At 47.5% G+C, this 922-nt stretch carries 1 protein-coding gene; it reads right to left on the reverse strand.

What is annotated here, in order from left to right:
• Positions 1-657 (reverse strand): sulfurtransferase (locus tag R7Q11_RS25215; RefSeq protein WP_225466884.1); only part of this gene is annotated, 657 nt, incomplete at its 3' end.
• Positions 658-922: the final 265 nt, after the last annotated feature.

A 922-nucleotide genomic window follows, 5' to 3' on the forward strand; every position in this document is an offset into this window, starting at 1 on the left:
CTCGTCGTTGCCGCGAGTATCTAGGATCACCCAATCAGGGTTGTTTTGCGCTGCGATAACCATGTCTAGCGTTGCTAGGGCATTGTTATCTTGTTGTGTGTTAGGTGCGTTGTATTCAACCGCTGCAACGCTTTGGTTTGCAGAACCTGTTGGGTAGCCAGCGCCCATCCAAGCGTTCAAGCCCCCGTCAAGGTAACGAACATCTTGATGGCCAAGGTTATGGATTTGCCAGTAAAGACGCGCAGCATCGTGGTGTGAGCCCGCAGCGTAGACGACGATTGTGCTGTCTGTTGTTGCGCCGAAGCTGCCTAGGATTGTTTCCATTTCTTCTGTGCTATTACTCATACCGCCGAAGTCGTAGGCGTCTTCAGTCGCTGAGTAATCGTTACGCCACATAGTGTAAGAACCAGAAATAGGACTATCTGGTTTGATAGGGTTTAGCGCACCGATCACAACCACGTCTTTGTCCCCATCCATCAGCGATTTCAGTTGTTGTGCAGAGATGAAGTGTTCTGGGTGAGCGTACTGTGTGAACTTCTGCTCTTGAGCAGCAGCATCCACAATCACAGCCTCAGCTGAGAACATCGTATTGTAAGCTGAGTAGCCAACCGCTGCGACAGCGGCCAACACACCCAACGCAATTGTCGATTTTTTCATGAGTTGCTTCCGTATTTTAATTTAAAGTTTTGCTGCCGAATCCTTGATGTTTCGACAGATAGAATGCTTTTGAAGGGGGAGTACAGGCATGAACGTTTCTTAATCATTTTTGGTGTTCATGGCTTAAAATAAGCGGAAATGCGTTCTACCCCTTTGTGGGTAAGGCATTCTGAGGAAATCAATAGTTAGGCGGTATTGTGGTTTCCCACAATAATGATGTGGGATTGATCTAAAGCAACAAAGTTAGAGAGGGGAACGGTGCTAA

This window comes from Vibrio sp. 970, from assembly GCF_033339075.1.